This is a genomic window from Halomonas sp. AOP43-D1-4 (genome assembly GCF_052446175.1).
In the GTDB taxonomy this organism is placed as follows: Bacteria; Pseudomonadota; Gammaproteobacteria; order Pseudomonadales; family Halomonadaceae; genus Vreelandella; species Vreelandella citrativorans.
In genome coordinates this window covers 1-22,313 of sequence record NZ_JBQSVY010000012.1, presented here as the reverse complement: position 1 = coordinate 22,313, position 22,313 = coordinate 1, and the positions used below count along the sequence as shown (strand labels likewise).

At 55.1% G+C, this 22,313-nt stretch carries 17 protein-coding genes; 11 read left to right on the top strand and 6 right to left on the bottom strand.

Features of this window, described 5'->3' with window-relative positions:
• The first annotated feature begins 77 nt into the window (after window positions 1-77).
• Window positions 78-608, top strand: a complete 531-nt coding sequence (locus ACT3RQ_RS13680; protein WP_444680667.1) for a GNAT family N-acetyltransferase — start codon at window positions 78-80, stop codon at window positions 606-608.
• A gap of 24 nt (window positions 609-632) precedes the next feature.
• Here the strand turns inward: ACT3RQ_RS13680 and nadC are convergent, their stop codons facing one another.
• Window positions 633-1,487, bottom strand: coding sequence for a carboxylating nicotinate-nucleotide diphosphorylase (gene nadC / locus ACT3RQ_RS13675; RefSeq protein ID WP_444680666.1), 855 nt, complete (start codon window positions 1,485-1,487; stop codon window positions 633-635).
• Window positions 1,488-1,594: 107 nt separating this feature from the next.
• On the opposite strand from nadC, the gene ampD reads away from it, so the two are divergent.
• From ampD to ACT3RQ_RS13640, 7 genes are all read left to right on the top strand, one after another.
• Window positions 1,595-2,179: a 1,6-anhydro-N-acetylmuramyl-L-alanine amidase AmpD gene (gene ampD / locus ACT3RQ_RS13670; protein ID WP_193053326.1), complete on the top strand. Its 585-nt coding sequence runs from the start codon at window positions 1,595-1,597 to the stop codon at window positions 2,177-2,179.
• Window positions 2,180-2,561: 382 nt separating this feature from the next.
• The gene (aceE, locus tag ACT3RQ_RS13665) at window positions 2,562-5,234 is read left to right on the top strand and encodes a pyruvate dehydrogenase (acetyl-transferring), homodimeric type (RefSeq protein WP_444680665.1); all 2,673 of its coding nucleotides are present in this window, start codon (window positions 2,562-2,564) and stop codon (window positions 5,232-5,234) included.
• Between the two features lie 59 nt (window positions 5,235-5,293).
• Window positions 5,294-7,324, top strand: coding sequence for a pyruvate dehydrogenase complex dihydrolipoyllysine-residue acetyltransferase (gene aceF, locus ACT3RQ_RS13660; RefSeq protein WP_444680664.1), 2,031 nt, complete (start codon window positions 5,294-5,296; stop codon window positions 7,322-7,324).
• A gap of 310 nt (window positions 7,325-7,634) precedes the next feature.
• Window positions 7,635-8,288: an adenylate kinase gene (gene adk, locus ACT3RQ_RS13655; RefSeq protein ID WP_172117413.1), complete on the top strand. Its 654-nt coding sequence runs from the start codon at window positions 7,635-7,637 to the stop codon at window positions 8,286-8,288.
• Between the two features lie 105 nt (window positions 8,289-8,393).
• Window positions 8,394-9,092, top strand: coding sequence for a tRNA (adenosine(37)-N6)-threonylcarbamoyltransferase complex dimerization subunit type 1 TsaB (gene tsaB / locus ACT3RQ_RS13650; protein ID WP_444639071.1), 699 nt, complete (start codon window positions 8,394-8,396; stop codon window positions 9,090-9,092).
• Complete coding sequence (locus tag ACT3RQ_RS13645) at window positions 9,089-9,796, top strand: class I SAM-dependent methyltransferase (RefSeq protein ID WP_444680663.1); 708 nt, start codon at window positions 9,089-9,091, stop codon at window positions 9,794-9,796. Before tsaB ends, ACT3RQ_RS13645 begins: the two co-directional genes overlap by 4 nt.
• Before the next feature lie 50 nt (window positions 9,797-9,846).
• The gene (locus ACT3RQ_RS13640) at window positions 9,847-10,974 is read left to right on the top strand and encodes a phospholipase D-like domain-containing protein (protein WP_444680662.1); all 1,128 of its coding nucleotides are present in this window, start codon (window positions 9,847-9,849) and stop codon (window positions 10,972-10,974) included.
• 26 nt (window positions 10,975-11,000) lie between these two features.
• Here the strand turns inward: ACT3RQ_RS13640 and ACT3RQ_RS13635 are convergent, their stop codons facing one another.
• Complete coding sequence (locus ACT3RQ_RS13635; protein ID WP_444680661.1) at window positions 11,001-11,669, bottom strand: YecA/YgfB family protein; 669 nt, start codon at window positions 11,667-11,669, stop codon at window positions 11,001-11,003.
• Between the two features lie 69 nt (window positions 11,670-11,738).
• On the opposite strand from ACT3RQ_RS13635, the gene ACT3RQ_RS13630 reads away from it, so the two are divergent.
• The 3 genes from ACT3RQ_RS13630 to ACT3RQ_RS13620 all read left to right on the top strand — a co-directional run bounded on the left by ACT3RQ_RS13630 (window position 11,739) and on the right by ACT3RQ_RS13620 (window position 15,375).
• The gene (locus ACT3RQ_RS13630) at window positions 11,739-12,320 is read left to right on the top strand and encodes a SprT family zinc-dependent metalloprotease (RefSeq protein ID WP_444639069.1); all 582 of its coding nucleotides are present in this window, start codon (window positions 11,739-11,741) and stop codon (window positions 12,318-12,320) included.
• A gap of 170 nt (window positions 12,321-12,490) precedes the next feature.
• On the top strand, window positions 12,491-14,440 hold the full coding sequence (acs, locus tag ACT3RQ_RS13625; RefSeq protein WP_172117419.1) for an acetate--CoA ligase: 1,950 nt from the start codon (window positions 12,491-12,493) through the stop codon (window positions 14,438-14,440).
• Window positions 14,441-14,712: 272 nt separating this feature from the next.
• Complete coding sequence (locus tag ACT3RQ_RS13620) at window positions 14,713-15,375, top strand: LuxR C-terminal-related transcriptional regulator (protein WP_016916171.1); 663 nt, start codon at window positions 14,713-14,715, stop codon at window positions 15,373-15,375.
• 72 nt (window positions 15,376-15,447) lie between these two features.
• Here ACT3RQ_RS13620 and ACT3RQ_RS13615 read toward each other — a convergent pair whose 3' ends face one another.
• From ACT3RQ_RS13615 to ACT3RQ_RS13600, 4 genes are all read right to left on the bottom strand, one after another.
• Window positions 15,448-19,389: a hybrid sensor histidine kinase/response regulator gene (locus ACT3RQ_RS13615; RefSeq protein ID WP_444680660.1), complete on the bottom strand. Its 3,942-nt coding sequence runs from the start codon at window positions 19,387-19,389 to the stop codon at window positions 15,448-15,450.
• A 90-nt stretch (window positions 19,390-19,479) separates the two neighbouring features.
• Window positions 19,480-20,001 (bottom strand): hypothetical protein, encoded by a 522-nt coding sequence (locus ACT3RQ_RS13610; protein WP_172117421.1) that lies wholly within the window; start codon window positions 19,999-20,001, stop codon window positions 19,480-19,482.
• 102 nt (window positions 20,002-20,103) lie between these two features.
• Window positions 20,104-21,900: a sodium:solute symporter family protein gene (locus ACT3RQ_RS13605; RefSeq protein ID WP_444680659.1), complete on the bottom strand. Its 1,797-nt coding sequence runs from the start codon at window positions 21,898-21,900 to the stop codon at window positions 20,104-20,106.
• A gap of 6 nt (window positions 21,901-21,906) precedes the next feature.
• Window positions 21,907-22,167 (bottom strand): DUF4212 domain-containing protein, encoded by a 261-nt coding sequence (locus ACT3RQ_RS13600; protein ID WP_172117423.1) that lies wholly within the window; start codon window positions 22,165-22,167, stop codon window positions 21,907-21,909.
• Window positions 22,168-22,313: the final 146 nt, after the last annotated feature.

Sequence of the window (22,313 nt, the reverse complement as noted above, 5' to 3'; positions counted from 1 at the left end):
GCGGCCAAGTATAAAGCAGGCTGACGTTATACGCCGAATGCTTGATCCCCATTTCGATAACTGCTTAGAGGTGATGCATGCCAACGACCGAGGAGCTTTCTGCGCCAAAAGTCCCGGCGGCGAGGGTGACCTACCGCGCCGCTTTAGCGCGCGACGCCGCGGACCAGACAGAAGTGTTTTACCATGCGGTCATGCAAGGCGCAGCTAGCCACTATGAGCTTAGCCAGCGGCGCGCCTGGGCCAATGCGCTGCCCCGTGAAGCCAGCGCCTGGGCGGTTCGCCACGCGCTTTACACCACGCTGGTGGCGGTGTGCGACGGGCGCTGTGTGGGCTTCCTTGAGCTTGATGTGAAGGAAGGGCGTATCGAAACGCTGTATGTGTGGCCCTCGCTGACCGGGCGTGGTATTGGCACCACACTGTTGATTCATGCTGAGCGTATGCTGTTGGAGCAGGGAGTTGATCGCATAGAGATTGAGGCGAGCCTGATGCTTTATGACCGCCTGCTGCGCCGAGGCTGGGAAAACCTGGGCGAGCAGTGGGTTGAACGAAGCGGTGAGTCACTTCAGCGCTATCGGATGGAAAAGCGCCTGAGTGCGATTGAAACCTGAGCTTGAGACTAAATCTGACCCTGGCTATACGCTATAGCTGCGGGTAATTCGCATGGAGAGATCAATGGACTGGATATCTTTGGTCAGCGCGCCGCTGGAAATACAGTCGATCCCCGTATCGGCAATCGCTTTGAGCGTAGCTGCATCGACATTGCCTGAGGCCTCAAGCGTGGCGCGCCCGCCGTTCAGTTCGACTGCTACGTACAAATCTTCAAGTGCGAAATTATCCAGCATGATGATGTCAGCCCCGGCCGCCAATGCCTGGTCAAGCTCTTCAAAGGTCTCTACTTCCACCTCTACCGGCACATCCTTGGCAAGTGCCCTTGCATGACTCACCGCGGCCTTGATGCCGCCGCATGCCGAAATGTGGTTCTCCTTGATTAAGAATGCATCCCAAAGACCGATTCGATGATTGTGGCCTCCGCCACACGTAACGGCGTATTTTTGCGCCAAACGCAGGCCGGGAAGCGTTTTGCGGGTATCGAGCAGGCGAACGCCGGTACCCTCAATCAAGTTGACGTAGCGGCGCGTTGCGGTTGCCGTGGCAGACAGCGTTTGTAACATGTTGAGCGCCGCGCGCTCCCCGGTTAACAAACTACGTGCCGGGCCTTCCAGTTCCAAAAAGCCTTGGCCTTCATCCAGCAAGTCACCGTCAGCGGCTAGCCAGCGAAGCGTGACGCGCGCATCCAACTGCTGAAAAATTTCATCGACCCACGCAGTCCCACACAGCACCGCAGACTCACGGGTAATCACCGTCGCCGTTGCCCTCTGGTCCTCGGGAATTAGCTGGGCAGTAATATCGCCTGAGCCTATATCTTCGTTAAGCAGGCGAGTCACGCAGGTGCTGATCTCTTCAGCTAGCGCATTTTGGTTATTCATGGCGGTGAGCTCTCTGGGCATGATCAAATGAGACCGGCATTATAGTAAAAGAGGGCCGCTAATGAGAGCAGTGAAAAGAGCGCGACGTAAAGGAGACTTTGTGGGTGATTAATGACCAGACACACGACGGCTGGTGGGGCAGGGCGCGCAGGGTTGACTCGCCCAATTATGATGCGCGACCTACTGATGACGTATCGTTATTGGTACTGCATGCGATCAGTTTACCTCCTGGGCAATTTAGTGGTGATGCGATAGAGGCGCTGTTCACTAATCAACTGGCAACGGACCAGCACCCTTTTTTTGCCGAGATTGCCCATTTACGCGTTTCAGCGCACCTGCTTATCCGGCGTGATGGTGAGTGCGTGCAGTTCGTGAATACGGATCAGCGCGCCTGGCACGCTGGGCGTTCACGCTGGTGGGATAGCCACGCCATGCAGTGGCGGCAGGCATTGAATGACATTTCACTGGGCATTGAGTTGGAAGGTGATGACATAACGCCTTTTACCAAGGCGCAGTACCACGCGCTGGCAGAAGTCACTCAGTGGTTAATGGTTCGCTACCCAGCGCTTGATGCGTCACGAATGACGGGCCATGCGCATATCGCGCCGCTGCGTAAAACGGACCCAGGGCCCGCCTTTGATTGGGCCTACTTTTACCAATGTTTGGCGAAAATCCACCTTGATACGCTTTAAAAAGAGCGATTAAGTTGTTCAACGACAAGAAAATAAAACGGTAGTTTAGCTACACTGCCTACGCATAAAGAGTAATAGGAAGCACTGTCGAAGCGTCTATGTTGCAGTGCAATAGTTTGTTTTCGATACGCTTTTCCACTACTCCGGAATTGGCAGCGTGGCGACTTTGCGGTATCTTCCTATATACAAAAGGCTAACTTTTACGACATTTATGTAGCTTTACTACATTCAGTGGTCTGTAGCTCGTTGAATATAGAGCTAAAAAAACATTAGCGTTACCGCGCAAATGCTTTTCTGCGGTGGCCATCAATCACCGCAGCTGCCCCAAACCCGTACGGGTTGGCGGGGCTCATGTCATTTATCGTCATTCGGAGAGACCTCTATGAGTCTGGAGACAAGAGAAGATCTCGATCCGGTCGAAACCACGGAGTGGCTGGAATCCCTGGAATCGGTGCTGGATCGTGAGGGCGAAGATCGCGCCCGTTACCTGATGACCCGCCTGGCGGATCGATTGCGCCGGGACGGGATGAAGGTGCCCTTCTCGGTGACAACCCCGCACCGCAACACGATTCCGCTGCATCGTGAAGCGCGGATGCCTGGTGATCTGTTCATGGAGCGTCGCATTCGCTCCTTGATTCGCTACAACGCGATCGCCCAGGTCATTCGTAATAACCGGGCCAACCCCGGGCTTGGCGGCCACATTGCCAGCTTTATGTCATCGGCAACCCTTTATGATGTGGGCTTTAACCACTTCTTCCGTGCGCCTAAGGATGACTTCGCTGGCGACCTGATCTACATCCAGGGTCACGTAGCACCGGGCATTTACGCACGCTCTTTCCTGGAAGGTCGTCTGTCTGAAGATCAGATGGATAGATTCCGTCAGGAAGTAGATGGCGATGGCTTGTCATCGTATCCGCACCCTTGGCTGATGCCGGATTACTGGCAGTTCCCGACCGTCTCCATGGGCCTTGGCCCAATCCAGGCGATCTACCAGGCCCACGTGATGAAGTACCTGCATCATCGTGAAATGAAAGACATGTACGATCGCAAGATCTGGTGTTTCATGGGCGATGGCGAGTGTGATGAGCCGGAATCCCTGGGTGCCATCTCACTGGCAGGTCGTGAGAACCTGGATAACCTGATCTTCGTTATCAACTGTAACTTGCAGCGTCTGGACGGTCCTGTACGCGGTAACTCCCGCGTTATGGACGAGTTTGAAGGCGTTTTCCGTGGTGCCGGTTGGAACGTAATTAAAGTTGTTTGGGGTCGTCACTGGGATCCGTTGTTTGAGAAGGATAGTAAAGGCGTCCTTCAAAAACGTATGGATGAAGCGGTCGACGGTGAGTACCAGAACTACAAGGCTAACGGCGGCTCTTATACCCGTGAGCACTTCTTTGGTAAGTATCCTGAAACCGAAGAAATGGTTAAAGATCTTTCCGATGATGATATCTGGAAGCTCAATCGCGGTGGCCACGACCCGTTCAAGGTCTATGCGGCCTACCATGAAGCCGTTAACTCCACTAACGGTAAGCCGACGGTTATTCTGGCGCATACGGTAAAAGGTTACGGTATGGGTAGCGGCGATGGCGAAGCAGCCAACGAAGCGCACCAGGTGAAAAGCATGGAGTACGAAGCACTGCGGACCTTCCGCGACCGCTTCGGTATTCCGCTTTCCGATGAGCAGCTCAAGGAAGTGCCTTACTATAAGCCGGAAGATGATTCGCCCGAGCTTAAGTATATGCACCTGCAACGCGAGCGCTTAAACGGCTACCTGCCCAGCCGCAAAAGCGATTTTGAAGCGTTGGAAATCCCCACGCTTGAAGACAAAACCTTCGCCACGCAAATGGCCGGTTCAAAAGGTCGTGAAGTATCGACCACCATGTCCTTTGTGCGCGTGCTCAATGGCTTGGTTAAAGACAAGAAGCTTGGCAAGCTGGTCGTTCCGATTATCCCTGATGAAGCGCGTACCTTCGGTATGGAAGGTATGTTCCGTCAGCTCGGCATTTATACCGCCGAAGGCCAGAAGTATGAGCCGATGGATAAAGGCCAAATCATGTACTACCGCGAGGACCAGAAAGGTCAGGTTCTCGAAGAAGGTATTACGGAAGCCGGCGCGATGTCAGCGTGGATGGCGGCTGCCACGTCTTACAGCAATAACCACCTGACGCTGTTGCCGTTCTACATCTACTACTCGATGTTTGGCTTCCAGCGCATTGGCGACTTGGCTTGGGCCGCAGGTGACCTGCAGGCACGTGGCTTTATGGTCGGTGGTACCGCCGGGCGTACGACGCTTAACGGCGAAGGTTTGCAGCACCAGGATGGCCACAGCTTAATCCAGGCGTCGACTATTCCCAACTGCCGTAGCTACGACCCCACGTACGGTCACGAAGTCGCTGTCATCGTTCAGGATGGTTTGAAGCGCATGTTCACTGATAAAGAGAACTGCTTCTACTACCTGACCGTGATGAACGAGAACTACGAGCATCCGGAGCTTGAAAACGTACCGGTCGACGATATCGTCAAAGGTATGTACCTGCTGCGTGAGACGAAGGGCGACAAGGGCCGCGTTCAGCTGATGGGGTCTGGCACCATTCTGCGTGAAGTGGAAGCCGCCGCTGAGCTGCTCGAACAAGACTGGGGTGTTGGCGCTGACATCTGGAGCGTGACCAGCTTTAACGAACTGCGTCGTGAAGCGCTGCTGCTTGAGCGTGAATCCTTCCTGAGTCCGGACGCTGAGGCCAATAAGCCGCACGTGACGAAATGTCTGGAAGGCCGTGACGGTCCGGTCATTGCTTCGACGGACTACATGAAGCTCTATGCGGATCAGGTCCGTGCATGGGTACCAGGCGACTATACTGTTCTGGGTACCGATGGCTATGGTCGTTCGGACACGCGTAAGAAGCTGCGTTACTTCTTCGAGGTAGATCGCTACTTCGTTGTTGTAGCGGCCCTGCGTGCACTGGCTGAGCGTGGCGAGATTGAACGTAAGCAGGTTGGCGAAGCCATGAACAAATATGGCATCGACGCTAACAAGCCGAACCCGCTGACCAGCTAAACCGCTGCCCGGCGGGTTAAGTACCCGCCGGCTCGATCCGATTTGAAAGGAGCGCGACCTTGAGTAGCGAAATCATCAAAGTGCCCGACATCGGCGGTAGCGAAGGTGTCGAAATCATCGAGATCGCGGTGTCGGAAGGCGACGTCATTGCAGCGGAAGACACCCTGATCACGCTGGAGTCTGATAAAGCCAGCATGGATATCCCGGCCCCGAAGGGCGGTAAAGTCGTTAAAGTGCTGGTTAAAGAAGGCGATACCGTTTCCGAAGGTGACGATATCGTTGAGCTGGAAGCGGAAGGCGGCGGCGATACCGAGGAAGAGGACGACAAGCAAGCGTCCGAACCCGAGCAGAAAGAAGCCCCTGCGGCCGAAGAGAAGCCCAAGGCCGAGCAGAAAAGCGCCAAGAAATCCGGTGGCGGTAAGCATACCGTGGATATCAAGGTGCCGGACCTAGGCGGCTCTGACAATGTTGAGATCATCGAAGTCACGGTGGGTGAAGGCGATAGTATCGATGCTGAAGATACGCTGATCACCCTGGAGTCTGATAAAGCCTCCATGGACGTGCCGAGCCCGCATACCGGTAAAATTGTCGCGTTTACCGTTAAAGAAGGCGACACGGTTTCTGAAGGCGATGTTATCGGCCAGATGGAAGTCGAAGGTGAAGGTGGCGACGAGGCCGACGGTGAAGCGCCTGCTGAGGAAGAGGCGAGCGCCTCCAGCAGCGAGCCTGAAGATACCCGCAGCGACGACAGCGAAGACGACGCGGCCAGCGGCGAGCCAGAGCGCAAGGAGATCCGCGTTCCGGATATTTCCGGCTCTACCGACGTACCGATTATTGAGATCGGTGTGGCAGTAGGCGATGAGATCAGCGAAGAAGATCCGTTGATCACGCTGGAATCTGATAAAGCCTCCATGGATGTTCCCAGCCCCTATAAAGGCAAGCTCCTTGAGCTGACCGTTAAAGAGGGTGATACCGTTTCTGAAGGCGATATCATTGGTTATATGGAAGTAGCGGGCGCGAAGAAAGCCGCTTCCAAGCCAGCGCCGAAGAAGGAGACTGCTCAGAAAACCGCTGAGAAGAGCACTGCCAAGCAGGGCGCATCAACCGTAGGCGGTACGCCCAGCCCTGAAGCGCAAATGGCCGCGCACAAGCCGCGTGATGGCAAGTTGGTACACGCAGGCCCAGCCGTGCGTATGCTGGCCCGCGAGTTTGGCGTCGACATTGGCCTGGTTAAGCCCAGCGGCCCCAAAGAGCGCGTGCTCAAAGAGGACGTTCAGGCCTATGTGAAGCAGGTCATTGCGAACCAGGGCAAGGCGCAAGCATCGGGCGGAGCAGCTGCCGCCCCGGGTGGCGCCGGTATTCCGCCGATTCCGGACGTCGACTTCAGTCAGTTCGGTGAAGTGGAAGAGAAGCCGATGGGTCGCCTGTTGAAAATGGGCGCGACCAATCTGCATCGTAGCTGGCTCAACGTGCCCCACGTGACCCAGTTTGACGAAGCGGATATCACCGAGCTTGAGAACTTCCGTAAGTCGATAAAAGCCGAAGCCGAAGCGCAGGGGGCCAAGTTAACCCCGCTGCCCTTCCTGGTGAAAGCGTGTGCTTTTGCGCTGCGTAAGTTCCCGCAGTTTAATGTCAGCTTAAAAGGCGACGGCGAAACGCTGGTATGGAAGAACTACGTTCATATCGGTATTGCTGTTGATACCCCTGATGGCTTGATGGTGCCGGTACTGCGTGATGCCGATAAGAAGTCCTTGATCGAGATTGCCAAGGACATGGCAGAGCTGGGTAAAAAGGCACAAACCAAGAAGCTCAAGCGGGAAGAGATGACCGGTGGCTGTTTCACTATTTCGAGCCTGGGTTCGATTGGTGGCACGGCGTTTACGCCGATCGTGAATGCGCCTGAGGTAGCTATTTTGGGTGTTTCCAAAGCCCAAATGAAGCCGGTTTGGGATGGCGGTGCCTTCCAACCGCGCTTAATGATGCCGCTGTCGCTTTCCTATGATCACCGGGCAATTAACGGTGCGGATGCTGCGCGTTTCACGGCATTCCTGGCGGATGTGTTGACCGATATTCGCCGCTTGTTGCTGTAATCAGGTTATCGGCATGATGTGGATTGTCGTGGCGCCGTTTGATGCGGTATCACGGCAATTCACGCAGCAGTATATGAGAAAATAGCTGCAAATTAGGTTTAGTCAACGGCGCCCAGTGATGGGCGCCGTTTGCGTTTAGCACTTCAAACGAGGCGGCCGGTGCGCCTGGCGTGCATCACTTGGCTGTTTTATTTAAAAAAATCTTACAAAAATACCCTTCTCAGGCTTTTGGGGAGTTGTGCCGCATGAGTGGCCCGGTTATTGTCGGTTAATTCATTTTATTGCGTTTTACTTTCAAGGAGCAGTGGCCATGCGTTTAATCCTGTTGGGTGCCCCCGGCGCGGGGAAAGGGACTCAAGCTCAATATATTTGCGAGCAGTTCAAGATTCCTCAGATTTCCACCGGGGATATGCTACGCGCGGCAATCAAAGACGGCACCGAGCTGGGGCTAAAAGTTAAAGAGATAATGAACAGTGGTGGCCTGGTGTCCGATCAGATCATTATTGACTTGGTGAAAGAGCGTATCAGCCAGCCAGATTGCGAGAACGGGTTCCTGTTTGACGGGTTCCCGCGGACCATCCCTCAGGCCGATGCCATGAAAGAGGGTGGCGTGAAGATTGACCACGTGCTTGAGATCGCTGTCCCGGATGAAGAAATTGTCAACCGCTTGGCGGGGCGCCGCGTTCACCCGGCATCCGGGCGTGTTTACCACGTCGATCATAATCCGCCTAAAGAGCCTGGCAAAGACGATGTAACGGGCGAGCAGCTTATTCAGCGTGAAGATGACCAGGAATCAACCGTGCGTAACCGCTTGTCGGTTTATCACGATCAAACGGCACCGCTGGTGGATTACTACCAGCAGTGGGCAAACAAGGACGCTGAAGCAGCGCCCCAGTACCACCGTGTTGAAGGCGTAGGCAGCGTTGCCGATATTACGCGCCAGGTAAAAGAAGCCCTTGGCTGATTAAACGATGCTCGCTAAGCCGATGGCCCGCCAAGCGCGGGCCATCGTCGTATGGGCGCACTAAAGGTATAATGTTCGACTACTTATCACGAGTGCGGAATTGCTATGTCGTTACACCTTCTTGCGCTAGATGCCTCATCCAGCGCCTGCTCGGTAGCACTGCTACGTCAGAACGGCGCTGACCGCGAATGTCTAGCGCGCTACGAGATGACGCCGCGTGCGCATACTCGGCGGTTAATGCCGATGGTGGACGAGCTGTTAGCGCAAGCGCAGATTACACCGGCGGCGCTCGACGCCATTGCCTTTGGACAAGGGCCGGGCTCATTTACCGGGCTGAGAATCGCTACCGGAACGGCACAAGGCCTGGCCTTTGGTTTGGACCGCCCATTACTCGGCGTCTCAACGCTCAAGGCGTTGGCTCTCCAGGCCCATCGGCGCTTTCACTTTCGCTATATCGTCACTGCTCTGGATGCGCGTATGGGCGAGATCTACGCGGCCACATGGCACTGTTTGAACGATAGCGTGAGTCTGGAACAAGCTGAAGCCGTGTTGGCCCCGGAAGCGTTTTCACTACCTGAAGCTGAAACTGACTGGGTCGGTGTAGGCTCAGGTTTTACGCTTTGGGAGCGCTTTGCAGCCACGGTGCAAGTGAGCATGAGCCAGCACCTGGTTGATATGGAGCCTCGCGCTGAAGAGATGGCCTGGTTGGGTGCCGATGATTTTGCGGCAGGGTTAGGTCAGCCGGCGCATCTGGCTCAGCCGGTGTATTTGCGCAATAACGTTGCCTGGAAAAAGCCGGCATGAGCCTGCCTGAAAAGGCCGTACTCCCAGAAGGACTGGCGCTTACGTATTGCGAGGGACGTTTAGTACTGGCAGGGGATGAAAAACGCTATGGAAAACCGCTAAGCGTTGATTTTGCCGCAGGTAAAGCAGCCCATCGGCGTCAGTTTGGCGGTGGGCGAGGCCAACTGGTTGCCAAGGCGTGCGGGCTTGCTAAAGGTGTGACGCCAAGCGTTGTCGATGCGACGGCGGGGCTTGGGCGGGACGCCTTTGTACTGGCCGCACTGGGCGCTCATGTGCTGTTGGTTGAGCGTGTCGGCGCGATTGCCGCGCTGTTGGAAGACGGCCTGCTGAGAGCCGCTAAAGCGCATGATATCGCTGATATCATCGCTCGCATGACCTTGCGCCATGGCGACGCGGCTCAGTCGCTTGAAGCGTTGGTTGCCGAGGCCGCGTTTGATCCACAGGTCGTGCACCTGGACCCGATGTTTCCGCATCGGGAAAAGTCGGCGCTGGTCAAAAAAGAGATGCGCCTGTTTCGCGAATTGGCGGGCGATGACGATGATGCGTCGCGTTTGTTGGAAGCCGCTCTGGAGGTAGCGACACACCGGGTGGTGGTAAAGCGTCCCCGTAAAGCCCCTCCGATTGCAGGCCCTGCGCCTCAGCATGTGTTGGAGGGAAAGACCAGCCGCTATGATCTCTATGTTAAGCAGTCGCTTCATCGTTGAGTCGATACCCATTACGCATTAACGAGGTATTTCATCAGGAGCAGAGCGCTATGAAGTATCAGCCCCTGACATGGCATGCGGGCAATCGATTTACCCTGCTGCCCGAGGCGTCTCGCTTTCTACCCGCCATGCTTGAAGCCATCAACCACGCCAATCACTATGTGTTGGTTGAGCTTTACTTGATGGAGTCGGGAGCGCTTGCTGACCAGGTGATACAAGCACTGACAACGGCAGCCCAGCGGGGTGTAAGGGTGTATCTGCTGTTGGATGGTTTTGGTTCCAAGGGGCTTGCCAGCAGCGACCGCGAGCGGCTTCTTGACGCGGGCGTGGCGCTGCGCTTTTTCAATCCGGTGGGGCTCCACTCACTGGCTCGGAACCTTAGTCGTGACCACCGCAAAATTATTGTGGTCGATGGACAAATAGCCTTTACCGGTGGGTTTGGCGCCGTCGATGAATTCCTAGAGGCATGGTACGACATTGCCGTGCGTATTGAAGGCCCGGTCATCGCCGACTGGGAGATGCTTTTTCGCACCCTTTGGCGTTCGCGCTTAACACGCGCAGAGGATAAGCGTCCTCCGGCGCCTCTTCCTCAACAGCGCCAGGCAGAGGCGTTTGAAGGCGGGGCAATCGGCCGAGCCATACAGGGCCGAGGCTACCGGTACCAGGCGATTCGTCACTCGCTTTATCGCCGGGTGCATGGCGTTCAAGGGCGTCTTTGGCTCTGTACGCCCTATTTCGTGCCTACGTTTACACTGCGCCGTCGCTTGGCGCGGGCTGCAAAGCGGGGCGTGGACGTACGCCTTTTGCTGCCCGGCGCGAAGCATGACCACCCCAGCGTGCGTTACGCAGGACAACGTTTTTATCAGTCGATGCTTAAAGCGGGCGTACGCATTTACGAATTCCAGCCGACGTTTATTCATGCCAAATTTGTACTCGCGGATGACTGGGTGAGTATTGGCTCGTGTAACTTCGATCACTGGAATCTGCACTGGAACCTGGAGGCCAATCAGGAAGTGATGGACGAGCGGCTTGCTCAGGATGTGTGCGCTATGTTTGAGCGTAATTTTTCGGCCAGCAAGGAAGTGCTGGCCGAGGAGTGGGCCGCGCGCTCCTGGAAGCAGCGCGCCTTTGAATGGATATTTGGTACGCTGGATTCAGTGATTACCCGGCTTAAGTAACGATACCGGGTTGAATGAACACTGACTTAGCGGCGCTTGCGGCTCTTGGCAGGCGTTTTTTTGCGCGGCTTGGGTTTGGGCGTTTCCGGTGGAACGCGGTAATGCAAATACAAATCAAGCACGAGCTCTGGCAATTGTGCTACCAGGCTTTCCTGGTGTGCCGTGTCGCTTGCCATCTCGGCCATGTCGGGCTCATCATCAAATAGCCCGGAAAGCAGCATAAAGGGCAAAAGCAGTGTTGCCGCGGCTTCTTCATCCTCCTGGAACCAAGCGCTTTCATCGCTGAAGACGCCTTCCATAAAGCCCGCGCACCAGTCGCCAATCGGTGTTTCTTCCGCAGGCAGCCCATCCAGGGTTAAATCAAAAGGCAGTTCAGGAAGCCCGCCTTGCTCCAGCACGGCCATTGCATTGTTGCGCAGCAGGGTTAGCAGGTTAACAATTTCATTGCGCTCGTTATCATCGGTATAGCGCGGTTCGCCTTGGAACAGCTCAACGAGCCACTGAGTCGGTGATACTTCGCTGGGGGCTACCGCGAGTGCCACGAGAAAGCCGTGGGCGGAGATCAAGTCCAGCGCGTCTTCATCGACCTGGTCTGAGTCGAGGAAATCATCCAGCCTGTCGAGCTGCTCATCGGTCAGCAGTGGCTGCGGAGGGACAGTCTCTGGCGCGTTTGCATCGTCGGGGCGCTCTGCCATAGCAAGCCTCATGAGTTGGGTCGTTTAAAAAATGATACTAATGGGTAACCATCATTTAGGCATTCATTAATGACAAGTTTATCACTAATAGGCGCATCGCTAACGGGTACATTGCCGCTGCCGCCCTGGCCGGAAGATGAATTAGCGGCGCTGTCACCCGAGGCGCTACAAAAAGCGGCATTAAGCCGGGTCGAGCAAGCGTGGCAGCGCTGCCTGGAAGTGTATCCGCAGTTGCCGCGGCCCCGGGTATGGTTTGATTTAAAGGGCGCTTCAGCGGGACAAGCCCATTGGGGACGCGGTGGCCTGCGGTTTAATTTTATTTTGCTTAGTGACAATCGTACTGCGTTTTTTAACGATGTGATTCCGCATGAGATGGCGCATTGGCTGGTGTTTCATCTACGTGACGGGCGACGCTTAAAACCACACGGGCAAGAGTGGAAAACCGTGATGCGGGACTTGTTTGGGCTAGCCCCTCACGTTACCCACCGCTTCGACGTTCATAAGGCTCAGCCTGCACCTTACCGCTATCAGTGCGCCTGCCGTGAGCACCTGTTGACGGCTAGGCGTCATGCGCTAGTTAACAAGGGGCGCCGCTATCGTTGTCGTCATTGCCAGGAGACGTTGGTCTATATCGCTTACGACAATCATTGAAAGCCATCCAGGTTGCTGTTTTTTAAATAAAAAATGTTAATACCAATGTCTAAGAGGAAGCCGCCTAAGGGAGGTTTATGCTAGGGGAACATTCAGTGGTGTCGGGGCAACAAAGAATAATACCGACTACATTCCTATTGAGAGTGCGTTTCTACGGACATGAGGCAACTATGAGCGAACATCAAAACGTCTATCCGGTGCGCGATGCTATCGCCGCCAACGCCTGGGCCGATAAAGAAAAGTTCACGGCCATGTACCAGCAGTCCAAGGATGATCCCGAAGGTTTCTGGGCAGAGCAGGCCAAGCGTCTTGATTGGATTAAAGTGCCAACCATCATCAAGAACACCTCATTTAAACGGGATAATGTGGATATTCGGTGGTTTGAGGACGGCGTACTCAACGTGAGTGCCAACTGCCTTGACCGGCACCTTGAACAGCGCGGCGATCAAACGGCGATTATCTGGGAAGGCGATAATCCTGATGAATCCAAGCATATTACCTATCGTGAACTGCATGAGCGTACCTGCCAATTGGCCAATGCCCTGAAATCGCTGGGTGTTGAGAAAGGCGATACGGTGACGATGTACATGCCCATGATCCCTGAAGCGGCCATGGCAATGCTTGCTTGTGCGCGGATTGGTGCGGTTCACTCGGTCGTCTTTGGTGGCTTTTCGCCCGATGCTGTAGCCCAGCGGATTGTTGGTGCCGATTCCAAACTGATTATTACCGCCGACGAGTCAGTGCGTGGTGGCAAACACGTGCCGCTCAAGGAGAACGTCGATTCAGCACTTACTCGCGAAGGCACCGACGTCTGCAAGAATGTGCTGGTCGTAAAACGTACCGGTGGTGACATCGACTGGAAGGAAGGCCGCGATCTCTGGTTTGATGAATTGGTTGATCGACAGCAAGCGGTGTGCGACGCCGAGCCGGTGGGCGCCGAAGATCCGTTGTTTATCCTGTATACGTCTGGCTCAACAGGTGCGCCTAAAGGCCTTAAGCACACGACGGGTGGCTACCTTACCTACGCCGCCATGACTCACCAGTATGTGTTTGATTACCAGGAGGGTGAGGTCTATTGGTGCAGCGCTGATGTGGGCTGGGTGACCGGACACAGCTATATCGTCTACGGGCCGCTTGCCAACGGAGCGACCACGTTGATGTTTGAAGGCGTGCCCAGCTATCCGACTCACGGGCGCTTGGGTGAAATTGTTGATAAGCATAAGGTCAACATTCTGTACACCGCGCCCACTGCCGTGCGTGCCCTGATGGCCCATGGTGACAACGTGATGAGCACCAGCTCACGCGACAGCCTGCGCCTGCTGGGTTCGGTAGGCGAGCCGATTAACCCGGAAGCCTGGGAGTGGTTCTATCGGGTGATTGGCAACGAAAACTGCCCGATTGTGGATACCTGGTGGCAAACGGAAACCGGCGGCATCATGATTTCTCCGCTGCCAGGCGCAATGGATCTAAAGCCTGGCTCTGCCACGTTGCCCTTCTTTGGTGTACAGCCAGCCCTGGTGGACAACGAAGGCCACCAGCTTGAAGGCGCCGCCGAAGGCAATCTGGTGATCCTTGATTCCTGGCCGGGGCAGGCGCGCTCTATCTGGGGCGATCACGAACGCTTTGTGCAGACCTACTTCTCCACCTACGATGGCATGTACTTCACCGGCGACGGCTGCCGTCGTGATGAAGATGGCTATTACTGGATTACCGGACGTGTGGATGACGTGCTTAATGTGTCGGGCCATCGCATGGGCACCGCAGAAATAGAGTCCTCGCTGGTTGCGCACTCGGCGGTGGCTGAAGCGGCGGTGGTAGGTTTCCCCCACGATATCAAGGGGCAGGGCATCTATATCTATGTAACACTGAACGATAGTATTGAGCCATCTGATGAGCTTAAGAAAGAGCTGACCCAGTGGGTACGTAAAGATATCGGGCCTATTGCCTCCCCCGATGTGATCCAATGGGCGCCGGGGCTGCCTAAAACGCGCTCGGGCAAGATTATGCGGCGTATCTTGCGCAAGATTGCGGCCAACGAATGTGATGGCTTGGGGGACACAAGCACGCTGGCTGATCCCTCAGTGGTTGACGAATTGATTGAGCATCGAGCCAATCAATAGTAGCTTACTACTCAGTGGCTTAAGCGTGATGAGTGCTACGTAAGTTGATGAGTGTCAGCCAAAAAGAGCGCAAATAGCAGCATGCTGCGCTTATGCGTTGTAGTGCCGACCAGAGGGTCGGCACTGTTGCGTTTAAAAGGGTGACATAATGATGACAAAATATGCAGGTATGCTTGGGCATGAAGAAACCTTGGGGTACCATGCGTTGACCGTTTGAGCCTAGCGTCGTAGCGGCACGTATTTCCGCTGCACGAGGAACCGGAGGAATATCCATGGCAGTAGCCCATAAGTTTATCGTTGCAGACGACCATCCGCTGTTTCGTGCAGCGCTCACTCAGGCCTTGCGCCAATTAGCCCCGCAGGCTGAGATTGTCGAAGCCGACACCATGGAAGCCACAACGGAAGTGGTTAATCGCCATCCTGATGCCGACCTGATCTTGCTGGACTTGCACATGCCAGGTGCGCATGGCTTTTCAGGGCTCATTCAGTTGCGTGGCCAAATGCCGGATATTCCGGTGGCGGTGGTGTCGGGCAGTGATGAACCTTACGTCGTGCGGCGGGCAATTGACTACGGTGCTTCGGGCTTTATTCCTAAATCATCGTCGTTGCAGCTGATTGCTGAAGCGGTAGGCGAAATTCTTCAGGGTGAAGTCTGGCTGCCAGAGGCGTTGGCTAACGTGTTGGAAGAGACCAGTGAAGAGGAGTCGCGCTTTGCTGAAGCGATTGCTTCGTTAACGCCCCAGCAGTTTCGTGTGTTGAATATGCTAACCGAAGGGCTGCTCAATAAGCAGATTGCCTACGAGCTCAACGTTTCTGAAGCAACGATTAAAGCTCATGTGACGGCGATTTTACGCAAGCTGGGCGTTCATTCGCGCACACAAGCGGTCATTGCGGCGCAAAAACTGGAAGTCGAGCCGCCTAAAGTTGAGTCATAAACGCTCTCGTGGCGTGATTAAAAAAACCGCTTACGCACAACGTAAGCGGTTTTTTTCTGCGGTACATATAGGCTAGGTATTGGCCCGGCTGGCCTGTAACGTGCGGGTCAATAGCGCGCGAAGGGCGGCAGGTTTTACCGGTTTCAGCAGCAGTTGATAGCCGTCGCGTTTGACCTTATCCGCAACGGCTTCGGTACGGTCAGCGGTAATCACAATGCCGGGCACCGCGCCCGATAAACGCTCGCTCAGTGCGTCCAGAGCCATCAAGCCGGTCACTTCATTGTCCAGGTGATAGTCAGCGAGGATCGCATCCGGGTCGCCATCCATGTTGCGCAGGATGGATTTAGCGCCCCCAATGCTGGTGGCGGTAAAGACTTCACACCCCCAGCCGCTGAGCATGGCGGTCATGCCTTCCAAAATCAGGGTTTCATTGTCGATACACACAATGCGCGCACCGGCTAGCTTATTGCCGCTGCGCCGGTTGGTAGGCTCTTGCTCGGCAGCGGTGATTGCCCTGGCCGCTACCACAGGCACGCTGACGGAGAACACGGTACCAGTACCTTCCCAAGAGCGAACCTTAATCGGATGGTCAAGCACTCGGCTCATGCGGTCAGCAATAGAGAGCCCAAGCCCCAGGCCTTTTTCACTCTCCTTGTGACGCGATACCTGATCCAGACGGCGGAACTCCTGAAAGATTTCCGTGAGCTTGGACTCGGGGATGCCGGGGCCGCTGTCCCAGACTTCTATTAAAAGCCGCTGCCCTTGGCGACGACAGCCCAGCAGCACATGCCCATCCTGCGTATAACGCACCGCGTTGGAAAGGAAGTTTTGCACGATCCGACGCAGCATCTGCGGGTCCGAATCAACCCATAGCTGGGTTGGCACAACGTTGAGATCCAGGCCGCGGTTATCGGCCATGACTTCAAATTCAGCGCGCAGCGGGCGGAATATATCGGCGAGTGCAAAGTGGCTGCGGCGCGGTGTCAGCGCGCCAGCGTCCAGTTTGGAGATATCCAGCAACGTGCTCAACAGCTCTTCAGCGGCCTGTAGCGAGTTATCAATATGCCCGATGGTACGCTGTGTATCCGGAGTGGTTACGTTTTGCATAAGCGCTGACGTAAACAGCCGAGCAGCATTCAGCGGCTGCAATAAATCGTGGCTTGCTGCTGCCAAAAAGCGTGTTTTAGAGGCGTTGGCATCTTCCGCCAGTTGCTTGGCCTGGCGCAGGGCCTGCTCGGCCTCGGCGCGAACACGGTTCTCCTGACGCAGGGCGGCGTTGGCTTCAGAAAGTGCTTGGGTGCGCTCGCGAACGCGCTCTTCTAGTGTTTCATTGGTCTCCTCAAGCGCTATTTCAGCTTGTCGACGCTCGGTAATGTCTTGATAAAGCGAGAAAAAGCCCAGAATCGACTGGCTGTCGCCAAAGTGAGGGGTATAGGTCACCAGCATATGGCGCATGACATCGTTGACGTGCATGGAGACTTCAAAACTTACCCGTTCTCCATTCAGTGCTCGGGCGACCCAAGGGCCACGCTCTTCTGACTGCTTAAGTGACAGCACATCCTCAAAGCGCCGACCAATCACCGCATTACGATCAATGTTAAATGCTTGCTCATAGGCGCGGTTGGTAAACAGGTAGCGGCACTCTTTATCAAAGTAGGCAATGAGCGCAGGGACATTATCGGTGTAAATACGGATATTGTTTTCGGAACGAATCAGTGCCTCTTCAATCCGCTTTTGCTGGGTAATATCCTGGTACGTGTAAACAAATCCACCGCCGGGCATCGGATTACCCTGAACTTCCAGCACGCTGCCATCCTGACGATAGCGCACGTAGCGGTGAGGGTGACCTTCGCGAATATTATCCAGCAGTAGCTGGACATGCTCTTCGGGGTCGCCCGGGCCATATTCGCTGTTATGAGCGTTATAGCGGAAGATGCGATCAATTGGCGCGCCGACGCGAATTAAATGGTCGGGAAAGCGGAACAGCTCAAGATAGCGTTGGTTCCAGACGACCAGGCACAGATTTTGGTCAACAACGCTAATCCCCTGGTTAATGTTTTCGATAGTGGCCTGCAGCAGTGCCCGGTTGAACTCCAGTACCTGTGACGCTTCATCCACAATAGAGATAACATCGGAAATGCCGATTCCGCGTCCTTGTAGCGCTGAGTTAACGACAATGCGTGCCGAGGATGCGCCGAGTACCGAGGCAAGAAACCGCTCGGTAAATTGAATAACATCAATGGAGGCACGTGTGCTGTAGTCCAGTGGCTTGCCCAGGCGGCGCGCGTAATCCTCAAATGCCCGTTCCACCTGGCTTGCGCCCAAAAAGCGCTCACATAATACTTTTAGGTCGCCCACCGTCGTGGCACCTGTCCACGGGCGGTTCACCGAGGTCTGGCGCGTTTCAACACTATCGACAAATAGCGAGGCCTGGATACGCTCAACCACTCGCTGCGAGGTCACCTGGGAGATGAAGATATAGCAAAACAGGTTAACGCCCAGCGATAGCATGACGCCGTGGGTAAAGCTATCCCCCAGGTTCAGGCCAAAAAGGGCGGTGGGAGAGAGCCAAGCAATCCCCATCGGGCCGTCAGAGAGCCATGCCAGGGGCAGCACGCCGGCATTCGTCATGGCGGGCAACAAGAGGCTGTAAACCCAGATGGCAAAGCCTGCGTTCATCCCCACGATAACGCCCAACCGGTTACCGCGTTTCCAGTAAAGCCCGCCAATGACCGCAGGGGCAAACTGCGCGGCGGCCGCAAAGGAGAGCATGCCGATAGAAGCAAGCGAAGTGAGCTCGGCGATGAGTCGGTAAAAGCCGTAGGACATCGCCAACACGACAGCAATGGTGATGCGACGGGCTCGCAGGACCAGGCGTCCGTAGTCACGGGCTTTGGTATCAAACCAGCGCAACCGGAACAGGGCCGGGATAACAATTTCATTAGAAATCATGATGGAAACGGCGACTGCTGCAACAATCACCATGCCGGTGGCGGCTGAAAAACCGCCAATGAAGGTCAGCAGCGTTAACCACTCATGGCCCGAGGCCATGGAAAGCGCCAACACATAGGTGTCTGGCTCGACGCCGCTCTCTGAAAAGAGCAGTAACCCGGCTGCGGCCAAGGGCACAACGAAAAAAGCGATAGCCAACAGATACAGCGGAAACAGCCAGCGGGCTTTGGTGGCGTCATCCGGGTGAATATTTTCAACCACGGCGACATGAAATTGACGTGGCAGGCAGAGAATCGCCAGCATCGCGAGCAGCGTTTGTGCCCAAAAGCTTTGGCCGAAGTCCTGGTTGGCGAGCTGGCGCTGAAGGCCAAGCTGGCTCTCTGCGTGCCCCATTAGCTCGCTTAAGCCATCGAACATGCCCCAGGTAACAAAGGCGCCTAGCACAATAAATGCGACAAGTTTGACGATGGATTCAAACGCGACGGCATGAATCAAGCCTTCATGGTGCTCGGTCGCATCGGTATGACGGGTACCAAACAAAATGGCAAACACTGCCATAATAACGGCTATATAAAAGGCGGTGTCGCCAAAGAGCGGGCTTCCCACGCTATCGCTGGCATCGGTTAGCACGCTAAACGTGGACGAGACAGCCTTTAGCTGTAGCGCGATATAGGGAAGCGTTCCGATCAGCGCGACCAGGCTTGCAAACGCGGCAAGCGACTGCGTCTTTCCATAGCGCGAGGCGATAAAGTCCGCGATAGAAGTGACGTTTTGGTGTTTGGCAACGCGGATCATTTTGGCTAGAACCGGCCAAAACAGTAAAAATGTCAGGATAGGACCAACAAAAATACTCGCAAAGGACCAGCCTGCCGTGGCTGCCTGGCCTACCGCGCCGTAAAATGTCCAGGAGGTGCAGTAAATGGCCAGCGCCAGGCTATATATGAAGGGACGTCGGTGGCTGGCGCCGTGGGTGCGGGCACGGCGGTCGCCGTGCCAGGCAATACCGAAGAGAATCGCGATATAAAGAAAGGATACCGCGACCAGCAGCCCACCGTGAAACATGCCTATTTCCCCCACCAACGTTTATCTCGCCCAGCGAGCGGCGCGTGTAAAGAGCCCCATTCTAGGCGAAGAGCAACGCTTGCGTCTCTCCTATGCGTCGGCATTCCCGCATACGGTGGCTAACAGCGTGGATGTTTCGCGCAAGAGACGAAGTTCGCTCAACTGCGCCTCGCCAGCCTCGTTGCTTAGCGGCACCAGTTCACGGCTTTCGCAGTTCAGCAAGTAGGGCTGAGTAGACACAAAATCAGTATGACGGCGAATGAACTGGTAAAGAATAAACTCCACCACCTGATCACCTTCAATATCGCGGGTAATAATGTTGTCGCTATCCACCACGCTAAACTGGGTCGTGATGGGGAAAACAAACGTCCATGGGCGCCATACTTCTGTTCCGGTAGCACTACTGACGATGACGGATGATTCAGGTAACTGGTGTTGTTTGTGCTCAAACCACGAGTACTCCACGTGAATCTGATAACCGAGCATACCCAGCCCCGCAAACACCGGCACTATCCATTTAGGAAGCCGGTTGCGAGATAGATTGCGCAGAATCAAACCAATCCCCGCAGCGGCCAGTGCAGCAAAAATAGCGGCAATCAAGTGCCATATCATAAAGCGATTTCCTGAAAGAGAACGGGCTTCCCAAAGGAAGCCCGGTTCGACATGGGTTCCGTGAAATGCGCTCTGGCGAGCGCATTCAGGAACGATTATGGCTTAGTGATCAACTGCGGCACCAGCACCTTTTGGATAGCGTACGCTTTGCACTAGCTCCTGGATCTCTTTAGGCGGCGGCGCCGTCATGCTAGAGACAAGGAAGGCAACGGCAAAGTTGATCATGGCACCCACCGCACCGAAGGAGAGCGGGGAGATACCGAACAGCCAGTTATCCTGCGTATTGGGCAGCATGTTGGTGCCCGGGATAAAGAACCAGCCGAGGTAGGTAAAGATATACAGCAGGGTACACGCCAGGCCTGACAGCATACCGGCCACGGCTCCGGTGCTGTTCATGCGAGTTGAGAAAATACCCATCATCAGTACCGGGAACAGCGAGGCGCCGGCAATGCCGAAGGCCAGGGCGACGGTCTGTGCCGCAAACCCTGGCGGGTTCAAGCCAAGATAGGTGGCCAGCAAGATAGCCCCGCCCATTGAGATGCGTGCTGCTAACATCTCCTTCTTCTCACTGATATTCGGATTGATCGTGTTCTTGATTAAGTCATGACTGATCGCCGACGAGATAGCGAGAAGCAGACCCGCCGCTGTCGAGAGGGCGGCCGCAATACCGCCCGCTGCGATCAAGCCAATTACCCAGGCGGGTAGGTTGGCGATTTCTGGGTTAGCCAGAACCAGAATGTCATTGTTGACTGTCAGCTCATTGCCTTCCCAGCCGCGACTATCAGCGATAACGTCAAACTCAGCGTTGGCATCGTTATAGAACTGGATGCGGCCGTCATCGTTAAAGTCAAAGAACGTGATCAGGCCAGTCTCTTCCCAGGTACGGAACCACTCAGGACGATCTTCGTAGAAGATTGGCTCGGCACTGGCCTCCTCATAATTCTCAACCTGGCCGGTTAGCTCAGGATAAACGGTGGTCATCAGGTTCAGACGTGCCATGGAGGCTACGGCTGGCGCTGTTAAGTACAACAGCGCGATGAAGACCAGCGCCCAGCCCGCAGACCAGCGTGCGTCAGCCACCTTGGGAACCGTGAAGAAGCGAATGATAACGTGGGGAAGACCAGCGGTACCGATCATTAGCGAGAGCGTGAACAGCACCATATTCAGCTTGTTGTCGACGTCGGCGGTGTAATCCTGAAACCCAAGTGCCATGACGACATCATCAAGCTTTTGCAGCAATGGCAGGCCAGATTCCGTGTGGGAGCTGAACATACCGAACATGGGGATGGGGTTGCCCGTCAACTGCATGGAAATGAACACAGCCGGGATGGTGTAGGCCACAATCAGTACGATGTACTGGGCGACCTGAGTATAAGTGATGCCTTTCATACCGCCGAAGACGGCGTACAGGAAAACAATCCCCGCAGCGATCCAGATGCCCCAGGTGCTAGGTACTTCCAGAAAGCGTGAGAAGGCAACGCCAGCCCCGGTCATTTGCCCGATTACATAAGTAACCGATGCGATAATCAGGCAGATAACCGCGACGACCCGAGCGGTACGGCTATAGAAGCGCTCACCGATAAAGTCTGGAACGGTAAACTTGCCGAATTTACGCAGGTAGGGAGCGAGCAGCATAGCCAGAATAACGAAGCCGCCGGTCCAGCCCATCAGGTAGGTTGAGTTGGCGTAACCGCCGGAGGCGATCAGGCCCGCCATGGAAATAAACGAGGCCGCTGACATCCAGTCGGCCGCTGTGGCCATACCGTTAGTGATCGGGTGAACACCACCGCCAGCCACATAGAACTCTTTTGTGGAGCCCGCGCGCGCCCATATCGCGATACCGATATAGAGCGCAAAGGAGGCACCTACAAAAAGCAGGTTGATTGCAAATTGGCTCATTCTGACTTACTCCTCAAGGCCAAATTTCTTATCGAGCTGATTCATTCTCCAGGCGTAGAAGAAGATCAGAGCAATAAAGGTAAGGATCGAGCCCTGCTGAGCAAACCAGAAGCCCAGGTCTGTTCCCCCTATGTGAATGCTTGCTAGAAGCGGTCTAAACAAAATCGCACATCCGTAAGACACGAATGCCCACACAATAAGGCACCCAGTAATTAAACGAACGTTGGCTTTCCAGTATTCCGCAGCATTGGATTTGTCATCTGCCATTGTGTTGCTCTCCACTTGTGTTTTTAGGTTTGGAAAGTTCACCAGGAATAGCGTTTAGCATGTCAGGGTAATGGCACGCTAAAACTACCTACCGCTTGGTCTTGCCTCTTGGTTGGTTATTGGTTATTGCCGTTGATACAAGCGTT

Bases quoted from the DNA above. Each gene is read 5' to 3' on its own strand.
- ACT3RQ_RS13680 (WP_444680667.1), top strand. From the start codon at position 78: ATGCCAACGACCGAGGAGCTTTCTGCGCCAAAAGTCCCGGCGGCGAGG.
- nadC (WP_444680666.1), bottom strand. From the start codon at position 1,487: ATGAATAACCAAAATGCGCTAGCTGAAGAGATCAGCACCTGCGTGACT.
- aceE (WP_444680665.1), top strand. From the start codon at position 2,562: ATGAGTCTGGAGACAAGAGAAGATCTCGATCCGGTCGAAACCACGGAG.
- adk (WP_172117413.1), top strand. From the start codon at position 7,635: ATGCGTTTAATCCTGTTGGGTGCCCCCGGCGCGGGGAAAGGGACTCAA.
- tsaB (WP_444639071.1), top strand. From the start codon at position 8,394: ATGTCGTTACACCTTCTTGCGCTAGATGCCTCATCCAGCGCCTGCTCG.
- ACT3RQ_RS13645 (WP_444680663.1), top strand. From the start codon at position 9,089: ATGAGCCTGCCTGAAAAGGCCGTACTCCCAGAAGGACTGGCGCTTACG.
- ACT3RQ_RS13640 (WP_444680662.1), top strand. From the start codon at position 9,847: ATGAAGTATCAGCCCCTGACATGGCATGCGGGCAATCGATTTACCCTG.
- ACT3RQ_RS13635 (WP_444680661.1), bottom strand. From the start codon at position 11,669: ATGGCAGAGCGCCCCGACGATGCAAACGCGCCAGAGACTGTCCCTCCG.
- ACT3RQ_RS13630 (WP_444639069.1), top strand. From the start codon at position 11,739: ATGACAAGTTTATCACTAATAGGCGCATCGCTAACGGGTACATTGCCG.
- acs (WP_172117419.1), top strand. From the start codon at position 12,491: ATGAGCGAACATCAAAACGTCTATCCGGTGCGCGATGCTATCGCCGCC.
- ACT3RQ_RS13620 (WP_016916171.1), top strand. From the start codon at position 14,713: ATGGCAGTAGCCCATAAGTTTATCGTTGCAGACGACCATCCGCTGTTT.
- ACT3RQ_RS13615 (WP_444680660.1), bottom strand. From the start codon at position 19,389: ATGTTTCACGGTGGGCTGCTGGTCGCGGTATCCTTTCTTTATATCGCG.
- ACT3RQ_RS13610 (WP_172117421.1), bottom strand. From the start codon at position 20,001: ATGATATGGCACTTGATTGCCGCTATTTTTGCTGCACTGGCCGCTGCG.
- ACT3RQ_RS13605 (WP_444680659.1), bottom strand. From the start codon at position 21,900: ATGAGCCAATTTGCAATCAACCTGCTTTTTGTAGGTGCCTCCTTTGCG.
- ACT3RQ_RS13600 (WP_172117423.1), bottom strand. From the start codon at position 22,167: ATGGCAGATGACAAATCCAATGCTGCGGAATACTGGAAAGCCAACGTT.